This window comes from Rhizobium sp. ARZ01, from assembly GCF_014851675.1.
Classification (GTDB): domain Bacteria; phylum Pseudomonadota; class Alphaproteobacteria; order Rhizobiales; family Rhizobiaceae; genus Mycoplana.
In genome coordinates this window covers 194,433-213,173 of the sequence record NZ_JACVAE010000005.1, presented here as the reverse complement: position 1 = coordinate 213,173, position 18,741 = coordinate 194,433, and the positions used below count along the sequence as shown (strand labels likewise).

Genomic DNA, 18,741 nt, shown 5'->3' with positions numbered 1-18,741 from the left:
ATCCTTTTGTGCAATGCAGCAACCATTCCCTCGCACATGCGTTGGGAGGTGTCAGCATCGCGTTGGCCATTGCAACACAAGGATGCTCTGAAATGAGAAATCTATCGGACACCATTGCCCGCCTTGCCGCACTCAAAGCTGCGTATGGTCAGGGGAAACGTCGTTCCCCTCGTGACCGCCTGAAGGACATGGAAATAGCCGGGTCCAATCCTGGAGCCTTAAAAGCGAGGACATTCATTCCTGAAAATCTCGTCTCGGGCGCGCCGCTCGTGGTTGTCTTGCATGGCTGCACGCAAAGCGCAGCAGCGTACGATGACGGCTCCGGATGGTCGGTTCTGGCTGAGAGAGATGGATTTGCACTTCTTTTCCCCGAGCAACAGCGGGCGAACAATGCCAACCTCTGCTTCAACTGGTTTGTGCCAGGCGATGCGAAACGCGATGCAGGCGAAGCCCTTTCGATCCGCCAGATGATTGAGACCATGGTGAAGGCTTACGGATTGGACCGAAGCCGCATTTTCATAGTCGGACTTTCTGCGGGCGGTGCGATGTCATCAGTGATGTTGGCCAGCTATCCTGATGTCTTTGCTGGCGGTGCCATCATCGCCGGATTGCCCTACGGCAGCGCGACGACCATGCCCGAAGCATTCGATCGCATGCGTGGCCATGGTGGGCCGAGCGAAAGCGACCTGCAGAAACTTGTCCGCAGTGCGTCGCCCCACCAGGGAAAGTGGCCCAAGATTTCCGTTTGGCACGGTACTGCCGACAGCATCGTCGACATCTCGAATATGGAGACCATTATCCGCCAATGGGCAGGACTCCACGGGGTCAAGACATCAGACTACGTCAGCGAGCATGAACAGGGCTATGTGCGCAAAGTCTGGCATGGCACGGACGGACGGGAACTCATCGAATCCTACGCAATCGATGGAATGGGCCATGGCACGCCTCTGGCAACCGGCGGCCCGGAGGGCTACGGCACGCCCGGCCCCTATATGCTGGAAACCGGCATATCGTCCACTCTGCGGATCGCAACCTTCTGGGGCCTTGTCGACGTTGGGCATCGTCGTCGGAACAATACAGCAGACACGCGGTCGGAAGATTACGTCCACACGGGCGAGGTTCTCGTGCCCGGAGCGCTGACCAATGACAATGACGAAGGGCGACCAGGCGGTCGTGAACATAGGACGATGAACGCTCAGGCCTCCGATATACAAAAAATCATCGAGGACGCTCTGCGTGCCGCAGGGTTGATGAGGTAGTCAACGTATGTCGTCGCTTCCAGCAAGCAATCAATGCATTGCGAGTTAAATGCCGCCACACTGCGAGTGCGACGGCATAGACCGCCTGTCGCGGGCAACAACGAAATTGTGTCGCCGGCACAACGCCCTTAGGTTCTGCCGAAAGCCTTTTGAAGCATGTTAGCCGCCACGGCGGGTTTTCGTACTCCGTTTTTGTAAAGACGGATTACCGCCCGCCCAAGGGCCTCGGCGTTGTCGCCATTTCCGGAAACACTGCACGCTTCCCGCGCTGCGTCGAACATCTGCTGAATCCAGCTCAGTTCATCCGAGAGAACGCTCCCTTGAAGTCTGGGGTGTACGGGGAAGTTGATCGTGCGTCATCATGGTCCTGAGGACCGTCAGGGTGGTGCATCGGAATCTCCGTAAAAAGGCGGAAGATGCCAAGCCCCCAGTCGTCCCGTGCCGTTAAATTGAGACGATGAAGTAGTGTGCGCCTTTAATCGAGCTACGTATATTAAATAAGACATAGCCGAGGACGGCGAGCGCAGCGATCATGGTCCAAAGGCCCGAAGGAGGCCATGAGGATTGACCGCTGGTTTCGAAAATAGACCGCTGGTTTCGGAAAATGATTTTGGAACCGAACCTGATCCAATGGGTTGAGTGTGTGAAGTCGATCCCGGCTTCGATACCCGGGGAGAATGTCATGCCCAACCAAAGTAGCTCACACGAAAGCGGCAAATCTGGCCAGCCGAGCAAAAACGGTGGCGATAAGTCGACCAAAAAGGCTGCCGATTCGAAGAGCTCCTCCAGCAGCACGCGCGGCGGCACTCATGAACAGCACGTCAAGGCTGGCGAGCAAAGCCACAAGAACGACAAGTAGATCAGTGAGATGATCAAAGAAGGAGCCCGCCATCAGCGGGCTTTTTTTTATTCGACGGTTGCCGAACGCCGACCCTAACTGGTTCCCGCCAATCTCCTGTGAATCGCCGATCCATCCAGTCCGATTCAAAAACGGTGTGCTCCGCACGGAACTATTGGGTTCTCCATCTATTAGGGCTGTGCCAGCGAACAATCAGATTTTCGGCTGGTGACGAGAGAGAGGTTCTCTCGTGCAGCACTTGGGAACTTCCGTGTCTCCAACGTCTCTCCCCTGCAAGACATGCACGGGGCGGTCGGCACGCGATACCACCGAGCGAAATCTGTTCGTTGCACGCTGCATCGCTGCAGGCGTGAACCAAAGGAATATGCTTATGTCCACCCAACCATCCATGTCATATCCACGGGAGGGGGCTCCACTTTCACCCGATGTCCCGCGGGCGGTCGAGCCCTCCGTTGTCGACCCTTTCGTAACGAGGGCCATCAACAAGATATCCTGGGGAGCGGTGTGTGCCGGCGTCGTTCTCGCACTTTCGGCTCAATTCATGCTCAATCTCCTCGGGGTGGGCATCGGGGCCGCCGTCCTGGATCCAGCCACTGCAGACAACCCAGCGGCAAGCACCTTTTCCATCATCGGTGGCCTGTGGTTCGTTGTCGCGGGCATCATCGCCTCCTTTATCGGAGCTTACGCAGCCAGCCGTCTCTCGGGCCGCCCGAGCCAGTCTACGGGCGGCTACCACGGGATTACCACTTGGGCAGTGACAACTCTGGTGATTCTCTACCTTCTTACCACCTCGGTCGGAGCTCTGGTCGGAGGCGCATTCAGCGGTCTGACCAGCGTCATCGGCGGCGTCGGCAAAACCGCAGCAACAGTGATGACGGCGGCCGCGCCAGCGGTTGTCTCGGCAACGGATCCGATGGGCGATATTGAGCGTCAGATCCGCGACGCGAGCGGTGGCACCGATCCTCAGGCCCTTCAATCAGCCGCAGTTTCGGCCATGAGGGCAGTTGCCACGGGCGATCAAGCCCAGATCGACGCTGCCAAGACACGGGCCGCCGATGCCCTCGCAAAGGCTCAGAACATTCCCGTCGATCAGGCGCGTGCGAAGGTCGACGAATATGAAGCGAACTACAAGGCTTCGGTCGAAACGGCCAAGCAACGGGCCCTGGACGCCGCGGAGACCACCGCGACGATCGTTTCACGAGGCGCACTACTTGGCTTCCTCGCGCTCCTGTTGGGCGTCGTTGCAGCCTGGTTCGGCGGAGTGGCTGGCACGAAGCCTGCCGTCGTTGCCGAAGACTACACCCGCGGCAGAAATGCCTAATCAACCTCAAAGGAACACGAACATGGCAGAAGCAAAGAATCTCAACGATCTCCTCTATGAAACGCTGAAGGACATCTATTTCGCAGAAAAGCAAATACTGACGGCCCTACCGAAAATGGCAGAGGCGGCCCAGTCTGCCGATCTGAAACAGGCGTTTGAAACGCACAAGGGCGAGACCGAAACCCACGTGGCACGTCTTGAAGAGGTGTTCGAACTGATCGGTAAGCCCGCCCAGCAAAAGACGTGCAACGCGATCCTTGGCATCATCGAAGAAGGCAAGGAAGTGATAGTGGAATTTGACGGCACGGACGCCCTTGATGCCGGACTTATCGCGGGTGCTCAGGCCGTCGAACACTATGAGATCAGTCGCTATGGAACGATGGTCAGCTGGGCTAAGAGGCTCGGTATGGACGAGGTGGCTGAACTTCTTGCGCAGACCCTTGACGAGGAAGAGACCACGGATGAACTGCTCTCCGAAATCGCCGAAGCAGAGGTGAACGCCGAAGCCGCCTGAATACAGCGGCACTCTCCGGCGTGAGCTTCGACCTCACGCCGGATGAAGTTACTTGCCAGGGATGGAGAACCCCTATGGGCGGTTCGAGCCGGCTCGACTCCACCAGTTGGCTCATCGACTAGGCGTAACAAAGCGTAAATAAGATAGACCTAAAATGGAAAACTGTTCGCCGAAATGCGAACTGCTTGCGTATGAGATAGCAAGTGGCCCGGCAGCGCTTCGTGTTGCCGGGCGCTATCACAAAGGTTCCAACATGGTCCACGATTTCGTGCTCTTTCTTCGTCATCGCCGGTGCGGTTGCCGCAGTCACCGCCATGGTCTTCAATACCGGGCAGTTGGTCGGGTCGTGGTGATCAGACCGCGTTCCAAGAGCGACGAATACGGCTGTAGCCTACCGTAGTCTCCTGGCGTCACATCACAATTCGGGCGATCATGGTGCCAGAGGTGCCGCGATGGACCGGCACAGATGCGATAGCGGGCGGAAATTGCTGATGGTCAAGCGTCCGCATTTGCGCGCGGCTTTAGGCTCGGCGCGGGCTTCTTATGTCGATGAGATTCTTGCAGATTATGATCTCGCCGTCCACGCCCTCCGTTCCAACTCGTCCGACCCCCGGTTCACAGCAGAATTCACAACGATTTGCCGCGAGTTGGAAGATGAAGTGGAACGGCTTCTGGGCTGCTGCTGACCGGCTTCGGTGAGCCATGCCGGGGATGGGACTCCCGATTGTCGATGAAGCTATCCCGGCCGCCTTTCGAAGAGAACCATGTCTGTACGCTTGATGCTACTCCTTGTTGTGGCGGTCTTGGTCGCGGCAGTCGCGAGTATCCTCCTCCTCAAGCGCGAGCCCGGCATCGGCAGCGCGCCTCCGCCGACTGAAGGACAGATCATGCCTTCCCCGACGCGCACGGCGGACGAGTAAGGCGGACGAGTTGGCCTGGTTCGGTAACACTAACGCCCCACAGAAGTTCTGTCCTTCATCTGCGAGCAAGGAGGGTGACCATGACACAGGCTGTTTCGACTTCTCTCACACGACGAATTGTGGTCATGGGGTTGACGCTGGCGGCTGCCTCCTTGGGCGTTATGGCGGAGACGGACAAAGCCAAGGCCAACCAAACGACGCCCGAAAAAAGCTTGCACGAGCGCTGGGCGGCGTCTTCGCCATCGCGGCGGTGGTGGATCACTTCAGTGACGCCGTCGTGAAGAACCCAATCGTCGGCCAGGAGTCCAAGAACCCGCAGTTGCGGAGGCTGCCCGGTTTGAAGTCTATGCGGACGCTGTGGCTCTGCGACGTTTCGGGCGGATCGTCGCCGACGATGGCGACGGAAACCGGTGGCCTGAAGGCGCGCAGGTAGTGCGACACTGCCGGCTGATAGCACCACGGACATCGTTTGTAATAGGCACCGCTAGGCATGCCAAATTGGATAGGTGCCAGACCGACACCTACGCTCCTGGCGATCGATAACCAACTGTTCTTGCTAACTCCATAGCCTCCAGTGTTTCCTCGACCGTAAGCAGTGGCGTCGTCTCGAACTTTGACACAGCGCCACCGCCTCCAATCGCGATTGCGACGGCGGCCATCGAGACGTTGTCGGGTGCCTCCCACAGGTTATACCCGTCGTGCGATCCGAATGCGTACCAAAAGCCGTGAAGCTTACCTCCGACTGATTCAATGTAACTGCGCGCGGCATCCCGACGGTCTTCGGGATTTCGTGTCAATCGATCCCAGGTTTGCGGTGTGTAGCTGAAGCGTGTCAGGTAGAGTGCCATTGCCGATGCTCCTTCACTCGTTACCAGATCATTTTACAGCATAATCGGGATACGATCGTATCGGCAAAACGGTCTCCGTGGCGCTTTAGTTTGCGGCAATACTTGTCTTGGTCGCCCGCCATTGGCGCTGGGCCGAGGCTGGGCAATCATCCGTTAGTTGCCGGAGAGGCATCCGCGCTCCGGCTTTGGAGGAGCGACCCCCATGATTGTCAGGATTTCAATTGCCCTTTTTTTGGCGCTGGCGACTGTGAATGCCTTCGCCAATCAGTGCCCCACCATAATGGCGGCAATTGACGCAGCCCTCCCGAACGCCTCCCTGTCTGAAGCCGACATGCCCAAGGTCAAACAGCTACGCCAGCAAGGCGAACAGTTGCACCAGTCCGGCGATCACGAAGGCTCGCAGGCAGCACTCGGCGAAGCGAAGAAAATGCTCGGAATCTGAAGAGCCGCCCCCGGCCTTTCAGATTCGAGAAATTCGAACGGTCGGCCGCCCGGCTACATTTCCGTCGCGATCTGGTGGCTAAAGATCAATGTCTCCTTGTGGCGCAATCAAGCCGTCCAGCCCTGACACTGGCGACGTCTGCTATCGGAAAGCGGCCAAGCTGGTCTGTACGGCCGACATGGCGGCGCGTTGCGGACAAGTTGCTCAAGCTGGAACCGGCGCAGTTGCGCGATCTCCGGACGTTCGTCTGGAGCCGGATTGGTCGGTGTGCGCCGTGCCCAGGAATTATGCTTTGCCCGATGGCGGCTGCCTGCACGAATGAGCCATAAGCAAGTCTCGCACTCGCGGTGCTTTTTTGGAGCCGCACGGAATCTGTGGACGACTGTCTGCGATGGAATGCAATCACTCGGTGAGGCCAGCCTTGCGCAGGCCGTCCACAATGCGCTCGAAATCGGCGGGGTTCTTGTAGGGCAGCACTTTGCGCCTGTGCTCCAGGGAATAATTGGGATTGATCCGGAACACTTCCTCCCACTCCCCGCGCGCCTCCGCGAAGCGACCCAAGTGACCATAGCTCGCTGCCAGCAACACACGTGAGATGTCAGTGGCTGGATTGCGGACCAGCCGTCGCTTCAGGAGGACAACGGCCTCCTCGTACCTGCCCAACTGGAACATCGCCTGCGCGTGGAAGTGCAGGAAAATGTCCGGATAATATGGATTCAGGGCCATGGCCCGCTCGAAACTGAGGAGGGCCTCGTCGGACCTGCCCGCATAGTGCAGCGCATTGCCAAGGCTCTCGTGGCCCTCCGCAAGATTGGGAGCAAGCGCGATCACGCGTTCAGCCTCGCAGATGGCCACGTCAAGCCGTCGCAGGTACAAGTTGACCACGCCCAGCGCCCAATGTGCGTAAGGGTATTGATCATCGAGCGCCACCGCCTGCGTAGCAGCCTCGATCGCCTGTTCCAGCGATTTCGACGGCGATTGGCTCCACTGGTTGACGTAGCCCAGCGCGTGCGTGACGGCGAGGAACGCGTGGGCCGGGGCGAATTTCGGGTCCAGATCGATGGCGCGGTGCAGCAATTGCTGGCCCTGATTGTTCTGCTCTCTCGTCAGCCGCCACATGTGTTCACGGCCCCGCAGGAAGCAGTCATAGGCTTCCAGATTTTGGGTCTGCTCGCTCGCGAGCCGCTGCTTGTCCCCGGCCGTCAGCTTCAATTCCAGAGCGCCGACGATCTGCTGCGTGACGTCATCCTGCACCGCGAAGATATCGGTGAGGTCGCGATCGAAACGCTCCGCCCACTGATGCCCGCCAGTGGTCGCGTCGATGAGCTGCGCGGTGATCCTCACCTTGTTGCCAGATTTGCGGACGCTTCCTTCCAGCACGTAGCGCACGTTGAGGCTATTGCCGACCTCCTGCACGTTCACGTTCCGGCCTTTGAAAGTAAACGACGAGTTGCGAGCGATGACAAAGAGCTGCGCCAGCTTCGACAAAGCAGTGATGATATCTTCGGAGATTCCGTCGGCGAAGTACTCCTGCTCGGCATCGCCGCTCATGTTGACGAAGGGCAGCACGGCAATCGAAAGGTCCGGCGCCAAAGCGGCCGGCGCACGAGCGACGGTGCCAGCGGTCACTGCTGGCTTTGCCTCTGCGGCGGTGCCGACCTGAAGCGAATAGATGCGGATCGGCTCGGCAATGTTCTTGAGCTGCTTGTTGCCGAGATCGCTGACGGAGAGATCGAGCCTCGCCCTGACCTGGCGATAGGCGTCCTCCGACAGGCAAATAGCGCCGGGGGCTGCGATACCCTCGAGACGCGAGGCGATGTTGACGCCGTCACCCATCAGGTCGCCATCGCTTTCCTCTACTACGTCCCCCAGATGGATGCCGATCCGGAACTCGATGCGCCGATCCTGCTGAACGCCGGCATTGCGCTCGCCCATGCCGTTCTGCACCTCGATGGCGCATCGCACGGCATCGACAACGCTGCGGAATTCGACCAGCGCTCCGTCTCCGGTGCGCTTGATGATACGGCCGTTGTGCACTGCGATGGTTGGATCGATCAGGTCACTGCGCAGGGCCCGCAACCTTGCTAGGGTGCGATCTTCATCCTCGCTGGCGAGCCGGCTGTATCCGACTACGTCCGCGGCCAGAATTGCGGCCAGCTTGCGGTTCTCGCTCATAGAGCCGTACCTCGTCTTCACGATAGCAGGAAGAAAGAGACAGGGGAACTTCTGCCCGGAGCGATCTCGGCTGAGATCAGGTTCTCTAGTGCGTCTGCGACCAACTACAGCGTGTTCACCGACGATGTCTGCTTTCGGGCCGCGGTCGACCTCGGCTCTACGGCCGACATAAAGGCGCAAAGCGGATTGGCCGCCTTGGGCCGAAGAACGAACCCTCTGCGCGGGACTGGTGCGAACGGTGAGCTAGCAGCAAGCCTCTGATCATGACGCCTCGATTGAACGTCGCCCGGCGTGGGCGGACCATTTCGTCTCCTTCAACCTGAGGAGACGATGGATGAGCTCGTCTTCAATGTCCCTTCAGCCCCTTGCGTCAGCGATTAATCGACAACATGAACATGCGGCGCCGCTAGGGGAACCGCAGACTGGAGAAAATTTTCGGCGATGGATTCCACATCGCAGCCTTGGAGGGGAAGGTTTTGTGCACGCTCGCCGGGGACTTCTAAAGAATCCGCGTGAGGTCCGCGACGTTTTGTCTTCGACGTCCCGTACAGCCAGCACGCGACGGTGCCGGCTACGATCCGGAAGACGTATTCAGCCCGCGGCCGGTGTCTGACAATCGTGGTGATTTCCATGTTCCGATCCTAACAAGTCCTTCCCGGCCGAGGATTCGTGCCTTCGGTTGGACGGCTACGTTTCAGTACGAAATCCGCCCGTCCTTGATCTTCCCGCCGTCGGAGGGGTCCTCCTTCAGCATCTCTCGCGCCTCCGTGCTGAAGACGGCGACTGGTGCCGCGACGGCAAGACGCGCAGCCGAGCCCGCGAAATTAGCCGCACTCACCCCGATCTGGTCTGCGACGCTTGCCTTCCCGCCATCCAGACTCTGCCCGGCCAGCCGCCGCCCGAGCAGGCGTACCATCTCTGGGCTGTCGGCAAAGGCGTTGTGGCCAAGAGGATCGTTCGTGGCGATCGCGCTCGTGTCGATGACGGACACCCCGAGATCGTCGAGAAGCGGCGCGTAGGGTCTTAGATCGGATCCACCGACGCGGTCGACACCGCCCGATAACCAGCCGGACGCCTCCAGCGCCTTGTCGCGTGTCGATGTCAGGATCGCAAAGTGCGGCCGCTTTGGCCCCATCTCGGTAAACTGGCGGCGAAACACGTCGATGTCGATGTCCGGCGATGCGAGGATGACGTTCTTGACCTTCACCGGGATTGATTTCTCGCGCATGGCGACCCCACGCAGGGCTTCTGCCGCAAGCCAGCCGCCCATCGAGTGAGCGAGGATCGTCACATCGGAGATGTCGGGACTTTTGACAGCCTGAAGGATTAGATCCTCCAGAGCGCGGCGCGAATAGTTGGCGCTCTCCTTGTCGTAGAGGTAGTCGAAGACACGGCCCCTTGATGGCCAGGTAAAGAGGATCGGTGCGGCTTCGGTTCCTGAGTCATGAACAATTTGCGCGAAGCGGAAGACGGCGTCGGCATAGGTGTTGTTGAAGCCATGTACGAAAATGATGACCTGATGCCGGGTGTTTCGGTTCTTACGGTACCAGTCCAGGGCCTGGCCTTCGGATTGCACCTTGGCCACCTGTGTGACCGCAAACTCCTTTTGCGGGTTGGGCGGCATGCGGGACGGCCACTGCACCTCTCCGATCTTGCGGTTGCGGTCGGGCGGGATAGACACATCGACGCTGTTGAGGGAGATCGCCGTGCCGCGATCGCCGGAATAGAGTCTGCCGGGATATTCCGTCGGTCTGCGCGTCGTCGCAACCAGCATGGTGACCCGGCTAGTGCCGGTCGGGGCGACCGCGAGAGGCTGAAGGACGTTCTGCGCCCGGTTAGCGCAACCCGATGTAATGAGAGACAGGGCCACAAGCACTGAGACGGTTTTGCACGCGCAATGAACGGCGGCGATCGTCGCAGTGAGAGGATGTCCGTTGGAACCCTGGGCAGCGCGCCGAGGGTGCGGGAGCGATGTCGTCATCTCAGTCTTGCTCGACTTCACGCGGGATCCGGAACCAGGCGACGTAGAGCGCCGGCAGGAACAGAAGCGTCAGCGCCGTTCCCACGACAATGCCGCCCATCATGGCGTAGGCCATGGGTCCCCAGAAGATCTCGTGCGAGATCGGGATCAGCGCCAGGGTCGCGGCCGCGGCGGTCAGCATGATCGGCCTCATGCGGTGTTCGGTCGCCTCCACGACCGCATTCCATGGCGACTTACCCGCTGCCCGCAACTCTTCGATCTCCACGATCAGGATGACGGAGTTGCGGATGAGGATGCCGACGAGGGCGAGCACGCCAAGAAGTGCGACGAAGCCAAGCGGGGAATTGCTGGCGTGCAGAGCCACCACGACGCCGATCAGCGCCAACGGGGCAACCGAGAAGACCAGGAACAGCCTGTGGAAGCTCTGAAGCTGAACCATCAGGAGCGTTGCCATCATCAGGAGCATGGCCGGCACCACTTGCGCAATGGGCCCCTGCGACTTGGTGCTTTCCTCGACCGCGCCGCCGACTGCGACGGAATAACCGACCGGCAGCATCCTTTCGAACGCCGCAATCTTGTCAGAGAGCGCCTTCACAATGGTCGCCGGCTGCGTCGCATCGGCGATCCCCGCCTTGACCGTGATGGTTGGAACCCTATCCCGGCGCCAGATCGTCGGCTGTTCGAGCTCGTAGCGGAAAGTGGCGACAGATGACAGCGGGACCGACTGGCCGCTGCTGCTCTGCAGTTGCAGATCGAGCAGCGTGTCGATTGACTCTCGCTCCTTCGCCGCGGCTCGGCCGACCACATCGACCAGATAAATGTCGTCCCGGACCTGCGTGACCGCGTCCCCTTGAACGACGGTGTTGAGCGCCATTGCGATATCCTGAGAGGAGACACCAAGCTGCCGTGCCTTGTCCTGCAGCACGTCGATCTTCACGACGCGCGCCGGTTCATTCCAATCGAAGGCGAGGTTCTTGAGGGAGGGATGGGTGCCGACGACAGCCCCCAGTTTCTGTGCCAGGTCGCGTACCGTCTGGAGATTCTCGCCGGACACGCGATACTGAATTGGCTTGCCGACCGGCGGGCCGATTTCCAGAAGCTTCACATAGGCGTCAGTTCCAGGAAAAGTCTTTTGAAGGTAGGCTTCCACTTCCTGTTTCAGAGTGTCGCGCTCCTCGAGTCCCTTGGTGAGAATGACAGTCTGGCCAAATGAAACGTCAGCCGGCTGCACGTCGAAGGAAAGGATAAAGCGCGGTGCGCCCCTTCCGACGTATGTCGACCAATGCTCGACCGCAGGGTTGTCGGTCAGCACCTCACGCTCGAGCTGAGCCATCTGCCGGCTCGTTTCGGCAATCGAGCTGTTCTGCGGCAGGTTCCAGTCAACGATCAGTTCCGGCCGGTCGGAACTCGGAAAGAACTGCTGCTGCACCATCGACAAGCCGGCGAGCGAGCCGGTGAAGAGGACGATCGTGGCGATGATCGTCATCCAGCGCCAGCGCAGGCAGAATTGCAGTATGCGGGAGAACGCCGACGCGAACCGACCCTTGTGTTCGGCGTGCTTCTTCATGGTTTTAGGAAGCAGGGTCACGCCGATGAGCGGCGTGAACAACACGGCAACGATCCAGGAGACGACGAGCGATACGGCGATGACGACGAAGAGGGTGAAGGTGAACTCGCCGGCGCTGCTTTTGTTGAATGCGACGGGTATGAAGCCCGCGACGGTCACAAGCGTGCCGGTTAGCATCGGGAAGGCCGTGGACGTGTAGACGTAGGTGGCGGCTTTCCTCAGACTGTCACCCATTTCCAGCCGTGCCACCATCATTTCGACCGCGATCATGGCGTCGTCGACGAGAAGACCGAGTGCGATGATGAGCGCACCGAGCGAGATTCGCTGCAGTGAAATGCCTGAATAGAACATCACCATAAAGGTGATAGCGAGAACCAGCGGGATTGCGACGGCCACGACCAGTCCGGCCCTGAACCCTAGACTGATGAAACTGATCGCGAGCACGATGGCGACCGCCTCGAACAGGGCCTTCGTGAAGCCCCCCACTGCCTCGTGAACCACTTTCGGCTGGTCGGAGACCTGTTCGACCGAAACGCCGACCGGAAGATCCTGAACGATACTGGTCATCGTCTTTTCGAGCGCTTCGCCAAAGGCAAGCAGATTGCCGCCGGTCTTCATGCCAATCGCGAGCCCGATCGCCGGCTTTCCATTGAAACGGAAGTGCGAAATCGGCGGATCGACATAGCCGCGGGTGATGTTGGCGACGTCTGTCAGCGGAAAGAAGCGATCGTTGACCCTAAGGTTGATCCCGCGCAAGGTGTATTCGGAAATGAAACGCCCACCGACGCGAAGGGCGATGCGTTCCGGTCCCGTCTGGATGAAGCCTGACTGAGTGACGGCGTTCTGCGCCTGCAGCGTGGCAATGACGTCGGCGCGGTCGATGCCGAGGGCAGCGATTTTGCGGGTTGAGAATTCGAGGTAGATGACCTCGTCCTGCGCACCGAGGATGTCGACCTTGCCCACGTCGGGAATCTTGAGGATCCGCGTCCGGGCGTCCTCCGCGAAATCGCGCAATTCCCGATGACTAAGTCCTTCACCCGCGAAGGCAAAGATATTGCCGTAGACATCTCCGAACTGGTCGTCGAACAACGGTCCGAGCACGCCCTGGGGGAATTCGTGCTTGATATCGTCAATCAAGTTGCGCACCCGCGACCAGGTGGGTTTTACATCATTCGCATTCGTATCCGGCAGAAGATCGACGAAGACGATCGTCTGACCTGCGGTTGTGATGCTGCGAGTATGTTCGAGATTGTTGAGTTCCTGCAGCTTTTTCTCGATACGGTCGGTAACCTGCTGCGTCACTTCCTCGGCAGAGGCGCCGGGCCATTGGGCCTGGATGACCATGGTCTTGATTGTGAAGGATGGATCTTCTTCACGGCCAAGGCCCATATAGGCATAGGCGCCCGCGACTGCGAAGATGATCATGAAATACCAGACGAGAGAGCGATGCTCGAGCGCCCAGTCTGAAAGATTGAATTTTGTCACGGATGGCGCTCCTGTTCGCGTTTCACCTTCTGTCCTTCGGAAAGCTCATCGACGCCGGCGACGACGACTTCTTCGCCTTCCTGCAACCCGGACAGAACCCGCACCCAGCGGGAACCACTCGCCTGGCTTTCGAGTTGGACCGGTCGTGATGAGACGGTGCCTGCGGATTGATCCACGACCCAAACGTGGATGGCGCCATCCCTGTCGCTGATGGCAGAACTGGGCAGGGCGACAGCTCGTTTTCGCCCTTCGACTAGTGGTGTCGCGGTCACCACGGCACCCAGGCGGAAAACTTCCGGCGCCCGGTCTATGGCGACCTTCAGTCTGTGGGTGCGGGTATTGGGATCCGCTTGCGGTGCGATCTCGCGCACGACGCCAACAGCCTGCATCGTACGGTCGAGTTGAAGGGCAATGCTGAATCTGTCGTTCAGGCGCGCGGCTCGAAATTGCGCTTCGGGTACATCGATGACCACATCACGCTGTTCGAGACGCGCCAGTTTCAAGACCGGTTGGCCCGTCGAGACTGTCTGGCCGGCTTCTGCGTATGTGGCTGTGACCACACCGTCGAATTCCGCCCTCAACTCCGCGTAGCCAAGCTGCTCCTGCGCCTTGGCGAGGCTGGCTGTTTCTTTTGCGACGTTGGCCTCAGCCGACTTCAGTTGTTGTTCGGCAAGTTCGTGATCGGCAATGCTCGAGGCGCTCTTGTGGGCGAGAGTTCGTTTACGCCCTTCTGTTAATAAGGCGTTTTCTAACTGCCCCTGGGCATCGCGCAAGTTGGCATCTGCGCTCCTGACTGCGAGGCGGAGACTGAGGGGATCAATTTCCGCCACGACATCCCCTTTCCGCACGAGATCACCAACGTCGACCTTGCGGGATACAATTCGTCCAAGTGTTCGGAACGCCAGGTCGGTCTCGATGCGGGCCCGCACGACGCCGGGAAAGCTCTCGACAACTTCCTGCTCGCCTTTTGCCGTCACGGATTTGACGGGACGGGGGCTCGCCTCTTCTCCTGCGATTGAGCTTTGCTCGCAGCCGACAAGGAGCGAGATCGACAGAAAGAGTGGGAGAGTGGTGTATAGGCGACTAAGGATCATCTCACTTGCCTTCCCAAGCTACTGCCTGGCCTTCCTTGAGGAACTTTCCACCCTCCGTGACGATCAGGTCGTCCGGGGCGATGCCGCCGGTCACGACGAAATCGCTCTTGCGGTACCGGGTGACCGAAACTTTGCGGAGGGTAACGGTGTGGTTTTCGTTGTTGGTCAGCCACACGGCGGGTTCCCCCTTGGCGGAGGCAATCGCATTGTAGGGCAGCACGATTCCGTCGCGCGCTGCGGAGCGGAGTTTGCCGACCACCGGCGTGCCAAGAGGCCAGTGAGAGTTCTCCTGGAGCCCCACCTTGATCCTGATCGTGCCGGCTTTGGTGTCGATCACCGGGGAGACTTCCCGGATATTCGCGTGCACTTCGAGTGCCCGATCGCCAACTGGCGCCACCGCGACATCCGACAACGGCGGGCCGTCCAGAAAAAACGCTTCGAAGACATCGAACACCACATCTCTCGGGCCGTCATGGGCGAGCTTGAGGACCGACTGCGCCGCCGAGACAACCTGCCCCACTTCTAAGCCGCGGGCGGTGATGATCCCGTCGGCTTCAGCCTTCAACTCCGTATAGGACAGGGCGTCCTCGGCTGTAGCCAGCGTGGCCCCGGCAGCTTCCAAAGAGGCTTGGGCACTCGTCAGGTCTTTTCGAGCCTCATCAAACGTCTCCTGCGAAATGACCTGCGATTGCACGAGGGCCTTTGATCGCTCAAATGCCAGCGCCCTCTGTTTGACCACCGCCTGCGCCGATTCCAATGCAGCTCTTGCAACGCCGACATCTGCCTGCTGCTCGGTATCGTTGAGGCGCGCCAGGACCTCGCCGGCGCGAACATGTGCACCCACGTCAATCAGCCTCTCAATCACTCTGCCACTGACGCGAAATGAGAGTTCGGTCTGGATCCGCGCCTTTACCTCACCGGTAACTTCCGCACCCGGCCGATACTGGGCCGTGATCGCGGAAACGACCCGCACCTGTTGCGGTAGTGGCGCCAACTCGGCTCTTTCCTCGCAGGCAGCCAGGGATGCGCAAGCGAGACCAATTCCCAGAATTCGAAGGGGCTGCATTTTTTTCTCCGTTGCCATTGCAACCATCAGAGAGCGGCGGGGATTCGCGTGCAGTCTGAAATGCGTAAGGGTCATGGCCCCATGTTGACAGCGCCCACTTAAAGATAAGAGTGGACGCTGTCAACATCTTGCCGGTGGAAAAGTTGACAGGCGCAACATGAAGGCCTAAATGGACGCGTATGACCAAAGCCAGTTCCACCGCAGATCAGCGGCCCTACCACCATGGTGACCTGCACAGGGCCATCGTAGGTGCCGCACTCGATGTCCTCAGCGAATCGCAAAGCACGGGGTTTTCGCTTCGTGAGCTCGCCCGTCGGGCGGGCGTCAGTCACAACGCCCCGTACAAACATTTCGCCGACAAGCGCGAATTACTGGCCGCCGTCTCGGCGGTTGGGTTCGAACTGCTGGCGAAGCGCATGGCCGAAGCGACCAAGGATCTCGACAGTCCTCGCCAGAGGCTGGCGGCTATGGCCCGCGCTTATGTTCGCGGCGGCGTCAACAATCCGGCGCTCTACAGATTGATGTTCGGCGGCTACCTTGCCGGACAGGACGAAGGGCGTCCGGCTATCGAAAGAACCGCGGCCTACAACATGAAAGCCCTTGTAGTTGACGCGATTGCCGACGGCGCTCTCGGGCGCCCCATTGCAGATACCGAGGCCAATACCCGCACGATCGATGGGGCGATCCTCGTTTTTTGGTCCCAAATGCACGGTCTGACTTTGTTGCTGGCGGACCGCCTCGTTGGACCCAGCGACAAGATGGAGGAGCTGACCGAGAACGTCCTGCAAGGAATGCTCGACGGGCTGGTGAATAGCATCCCCGCAGTGCAGGAAGGCGTTTGGGTAGGCCCTCCGCTAGCAGGTTAGAAGTACCGATGACGAGTCCGCTGGGCACCGAGGCTCCTCGGCGAGCGGCAGTCATCTTCCTGGTGCACGCCCGCGTTCGATCCGAGAGGAGAAATCTCATGGAGGCATACATCTCTGCCCTGATGGGCCTCGCCGGTGTCGCGGTCGGCGGTCTCGCCTCGTTCGCGACTGCCTGGATGACGCATCGGTCACAGGTGAGGGAAAAGCATCGCGAGGTCGAGGTCGCCAAGCGCGAAAAGCTGTTTTCGGATTTCATAGCCGAAGCCACGAGGCTCTATGGTGATGCATTAAGCCATCAGAAGGACGACGTCTCCGATCTCGTTCTGCTTTATGCACTGGTCGCCCATATGCGTCTGATCTCGTCCCGACCAGTCGTAGATGCAGCGGAACTAGCGATGGAAAGGATCGTTGAAACCTACCTGACCCCCAATCGCTCCCTCTCTGAAATGCGAGACCTCGCGCTTTCAGGCGCGATGAACTTTCTCCAGGATTTCGGCGAGGCTTGCCGGGCGGAACTTGCGGCAGGGTACGCGGCCTCCTCCGCGCGTCAGTTCCATTGAGATCGCCGGCGAAGAACGCTCAACATCCTGCACCTTCACCTTCATCAGCTCACTGAGCCACCTTGGCTGCTCTCTCCCAGAAGCTCGCTCCGCCCGAAAGATAGCGCTTGTGGCGGCGCGGTCATTATCGACGCTCCGAAAGATCGTGAAACGGGTCCGCAACATGACAGAAGCATAGCGCTCGGGACTGAAAGGTCCGATCCTGCACCGTCGCTCTGTGCCGACTCCTTGGGCGAAGGCAAGGATTGGAAGAGTTCGAATCCATAGAAACCGGAGGATTGGCGGGTCAATGCGCCGTCCGCTTTTGGGACGCGAAAGAGGCTGTCGAAATGTCCATCATGGAGGCGCAAAGCCGCTCGATCACAATCTTTGGAATTGAGAAAGCTATGTCGACACGTGCAGCCCCACTGTGAGCGGGGCTGCAAGCGCTCAGATCTCAGTGTGCTCCGCGAGCTCCAGTGCATCCTCAATGTCCACGCCGAGGTACTTGACCGTATTTTCGATCTTGGTGTGCCCCAACAGAAGCTGGATCGCACGAAGATTGCCTGTCGCTTTGTAGATCATTGCGGCCTTAGTGCGCCGAAGCGAGTGCGTACCGTAGTCTTCGCGTCGTAGACCAATTGCGGTCACCCATTCATCGACCAGTCGGGCATACTGTCGAGTACTCAGATGATCGGTATGGTCGACCCGACTGGGAAAGGCGTAGTCGTCAACTGTTCCACCTCGACGCTCGAGCCATGCAAGCAAACTTGCCCTCACGTCTGCCGTGATTTCGAACTGGCACGAGATCGCAGCCACGCAGTTTGCTGTCGATTGCGAGATCAAACAACGCGCGATCTCTCATACATGAGCGCAGTGAGGGGGCCGATGGCCGACTGTCCGCTGCCAAGACACCCAACACGAAAACGGACATCTGAGCTCTTGCCCCGTCAAAATTGCGACGGGCCCTCGCTGCTCATCTCATGTAACGCGCTCCCTGAACCTTGTGATCGAAAATTTGCCAAGGTCATGTCTCGGCTTCAGATCCTGCACAAGATCGGCGATGACCAGCCCCATGCCGGGGCCGATACCGAAGCCGTGACCGCTCATGCCAGTCGCGATCGTCACGCCGCCGATCGATGCTTTATCGACGATCGGCAAGGCGTCGGGCATGGTGTCGATCATGCCGGCCCACGAAGCCTTGATGCGCGGTCTGCCGATTTGCGGAAAGGCCTTCGCGAAAAAGCTTTTGACACGTTCCAGTTCCTTCGGATTTGGAGTGGGGTCCAGTATGCGGCATCGCTCGAACGGCGTTTCCTGCTCCGGGCTCCACCGGCGCCTCGTGCCCCACGCATCGGGATAATTCTTCGGCGCGGCAAAACTGGCCAAAGAGTGGTCCACGTTCGTCATGGCGAGCCCGACCTGGCATCCCCGATGCAGCTTGGTTCACCCGCTCAACAGGTGATGCCATGCGCAGAAGCGCTCGACGACGAACCGATTTTCGTCAAGACGACTTCGTCGCCATTTGCTTCCACCAGGATGGAAAAATATCTCCGCGACAACGGCATCGGCACTCTCGTCGTGACGGGCGCGGTTGCGGGTTTTTGTGTCAATACCACCGTTCGGGCTGGATCGGACCTCGGCTTTAAGATGATTGTGGTGCGTGATGCCGTCATGGGTTTTGACATGCCTGACGAGCAGCTATCCGCGCGCGCGATTTTCGATGTAACAATGGCTTATCTCAAATCCGATTTCGCGGAAATCATCGAGAGTGATGCGATCGTAGCGGCCAGGTAGCCTATAAC

General features: G+C 59.4%; 18 protein-coding genes and 1 pseudogene. 9 read left to right on the top strand and 10 right to left on the bottom strand.

All coding sequences use genetic code 11. The features are described from left to right. The first annotated feature begins 92 nt into the window (after positions 1–92). Complete coding sequence (locus tag IB238_RS23530) at positions 93–1,259, top strand: PHB depolymerase family esterase (RefSeq protein ID WP_192253424.1); 1,167 nt, start codon at positions 93–95, stop codon at positions 1,257–1,259. A gap of 700 nt (positions 1,260–1,959) precedes the next feature. On the opposite strand, the gene IB238_RS23525 is transcribed toward IB238_RS23530, so the two are convergent. Continuing rightward, positions 1,960–2,265: a hypothetical protein gene (locus IB238_RS23525; RefSeq protein WP_192253059.1), complete on the bottom strand. Its 306-nt coding sequence runs from the start codon at positions 2,263–2,265 to the stop codon at positions 1,960–1,962. Between the two features lie 241 nt (positions 2,266–2,506). Between IB238_RS23525 and IB238_RS23520 the strand changes: the two genes are divergently transcribed. The 4 genes from IB238_RS23520 to IB238_RS23505 all read left to right on the top strand — a co-directional run bounded on the left by IB238_RS23520 (position 2,507) and on the right by IB238_RS23505 (position 5,154). Further along, the gene (locus IB238_RS23520; protein ID WP_192253421.1) at positions 2,507–3,439 is read left to right on the top strand and encodes a PhnA-like protein; all 933 of its coding nucleotides are present in this window, start codon (positions 2,507–2,509) and stop codon (positions 3,437–3,439) included. Positions 3,440–3,461: 22 nt separating this feature from the next. Further along, positions 3,462–3,953, top strand: a complete 492-nt coding sequence (locus IB238_RS23515) for a DUF892 family protein (RefSeq protein WP_192253056.1) — start codon at positions 3,462–3,464, stop codon at positions 3,951–3,953. Between the two features lie 491 nt (positions 3,954–4,444). Beyond that, positions 4,445–4,639, top strand: coding sequence for a hypothetical protein (locus IB238_RS23510; RefSeq protein ID WP_192253053.1), 195 nt, complete (start codon positions 4,445–4,447; stop codon positions 4,637–4,639). Between the two features lie 314 nt (positions 4,640–4,953). Further along, positions 4,954–5,154, top strand: a complete 201-nt coding sequence (locus tag IB238_RS23505) for a hypothetical protein (protein ID WP_246723808.1) — start codon at positions 4,954–4,956, stop codon at positions 5,152–5,154. A 240-nt stretch (positions 5,155–5,394) separates the two neighbouring features. On the opposite strand, the gene IB238_RS23500 is transcribed toward IB238_RS23505, so the two are convergent. Further along, positions 5,395–5,721 (bottom strand): GYD domain-containing protein, encoded by a 327-nt coding sequence (locus IB238_RS23500; RefSeq protein WP_192253049.1) that lies wholly within the window; start codon positions 5,719–5,721, stop codon positions 5,395–5,397. A gap of 202 nt (positions 5,722–5,923) precedes the next feature. Here IB238_RS23500 and IB238_RS23495 point away from each other — a divergent pair, with 202 nt between their 5' ends. Further along, positions 5,924–6,163, top strand: coding sequence for a hypothetical protein (locus IB238_RS23495; RefSeq protein WP_192253046.1), 240 nt, complete (start codon positions 5,924–5,926; stop codon positions 6,161–6,163). A gap of 402 nt (positions 6,164–6,565) precedes the next feature. On the opposite strand, the gene IB238_RS23490 is transcribed toward IB238_RS23495, so the two are convergent. From IB238_RS23490 to IB238_RS23465, 6 genes are all read right to left on the bottom strand, one after another. Beyond that, a complete protein-coding gene (locus IB238_RS23490) occupies positions 6,566–8,338 on the bottom strand; it encodes an adenylate/guanylate cyclase domain-containing protein (protein WP_192253043.1) in 1,773 nt (590 codons plus the stop codon). Between the two features lie 377 nt (positions 8,339–8,715). Then, positions 8,716–8,970, bottom strand: a complete 255-nt coding sequence (locus tag IB238_RS23485) for a hypothetical protein (protein WP_192253041.1) — start codon at positions 8,968–8,970, stop codon at positions 8,716–8,718. 62 nt (positions 8,971–9,032) lie between these two features. Next, on the bottom strand, positions 9,033–10,319 hold the full coding sequence (locus IB238_RS23480; RefSeq protein WP_192253038.1) for an alpha/beta hydrolase: 1,287 nt from the start codon (positions 10,317–10,319) through the stop codon (positions 9,033–9,035). A 1-nt stretch (position 10,320) separates the two neighbouring features. Next, complete coding sequence (locus tag IB238_RS23475; protein ID WP_192253035.1) at positions 10,321–13,371, bottom strand: efflux RND transporter permease subunit; 3,051 nt, start codon at positions 13,369–13,371, stop codon at positions 10,321–10,323. Continuing rightward, positions 13,368–14,465 carry an efflux RND transporter periplasmic adaptor subunit gene (locus IB238_RS23470; RefSeq protein ID WP_192253032.1) on the bottom strand — a complete coding sequence of 366 codons (1,098 nt, stop codon included), beginning with the start codon at positions 14,463–14,465 and terminating at the stop codon, positions 13,368–13,370. The genes IB238_RS23475 and IB238_RS23470 overlap by 4 nt, the downstream gene beginning before the upstream one ends. 1 nt (position 14,466) lies before the next feature. Beyond that, positions 14,467–15,531, bottom strand: a complete 1,065-nt coding sequence (locus tag IB238_RS23465; protein WP_192253418.1) for an efflux RND transporter periplasmic adaptor subunit — start codon at positions 15,529–15,531, stop codon at positions 14,467–14,469. A gap of 179 nt (positions 15,532–15,710) precedes the next feature. Here IB238_RS23465 and IB238_RS23460 point away from each other — a divergent pair, with 179 nt between their 5' ends. After that, positions 15,711–16,397, top strand: a complete 687-nt coding sequence (locus tag IB238_RS23460) for a TetR/AcrR family transcriptional regulator (RefSeq protein WP_192253029.1) — start codon at positions 15,711–15,713, stop codon at positions 16,395–16,397. A 98-nt stretch (positions 16,398–16,495) separates the two neighbouring features. After that, the gene (locus tag IB238_RS23455) at positions 16,496–16,957 is read left to right on the top strand and encodes a hypothetical protein (RefSeq protein ID WP_192253026.1); all 462 of its coding nucleotides are present in this window, start codon (positions 16,496–16,498) and stop codon (positions 16,955–16,957) included. A 429-nt stretch (positions 16,958–17,386) separates the two neighbouring features. Here the strand turns inward: IB238_RS23455 and IB238_RS23450 are convergent. Beyond that, positions 17,387–17,801, bottom strand: a pseudogene (locus tag IB238_RS23450) (tyrosine-type recombinase/integrase); the annotation flags it as partial. Positions 17,802–17,917: 116 nt separating this feature from the next. Further along, a complete protein-coding gene (locus IB238_RS23445) occupies positions 17,918–18,346 on the bottom strand; it encodes an FAD-binding oxidoreductase (protein WP_192253415.1) in 429 nt (142 codons plus the stop codon). 24 nt (positions 18,347–18,370) lie between these two features. Here IB238_RS23445 and IB238_RS23440 point away from each other — a divergent pair, with 24 nt between their 5' ends. Continuing rightward, positions 18,371–18,733 carry an isochorismatase family protein gene (locus IB238_RS23440; RefSeq protein ID WP_192253477.1) on the top strand — a complete coding sequence of 121 codons (363 nt, stop codon included), beginning with the start codon at positions 18,371–18,373 and terminating at the stop codon, positions 18,731–18,733. Positions 18,734–18,741: the final 8 nt, after the last annotated feature.